The 443-nt window shown below is 69.5% G+C and carries 1 protein-coding gene; it reads right to left on the reverse strand.

Annotated elements, in window-relative coordinates; genetic code table 11:
- Window positions 1-60: 60 nt before the first annotated feature.
- The coding region (locus tag GVN67_RS29240) for a hypothetical protein (protein WP_235035624.1) at window positions 61-443 on the reverse strand (383 nt) is incomplete at its 5' end.

Here is a 443-nt window from a genome sequence, read left to right on the forward strand (position 1 = left end):
CATGTGTGTGATGACGATGGAGGTGTGAAGCGATGGCATGGCGGGCGGAAGGTCGCGCAGTCAATGGTCGTGGCCATGGCCGGTATGGCCCTGATGGCCCTGGTGGCCTTGATGCCCACTGCCCGGCTTGCGCACACGCGCCGCGCCATCGTCGGAAGTAGCACCCACAGGCGGCGCATTCGCCGCACGCGGCGCGGGCGGCAGCGCGTCGGCACCGCCCGTCCACTCGTGCGCGCGCGTGCCGGGCGGCTGCACATAGTCGCCCGGGTCCCGGAAATCCCTCGCCGCGAGGCCCTCGCGCACCTTGAGCACGCTGAACATGCCGCCCATCTCCAGCGCACCGAAGGGGCCGGTGCCGGTCATCATGGGCAGGGTGTTGTCGGGCAGAGGCATCTCCATCGCGCCCATGTCGGCCATGCCGCGATCGCCCATCACCATGTAGT

This window comes from Roseomonas sp. 18066 (genome assembly GCF_902706185.1).
GTDB lineage: Bacteria > Pseudomonadota > Alphaproteobacteria > Acetobacterales > Acetobacteraceae > Pseudoroseomonas.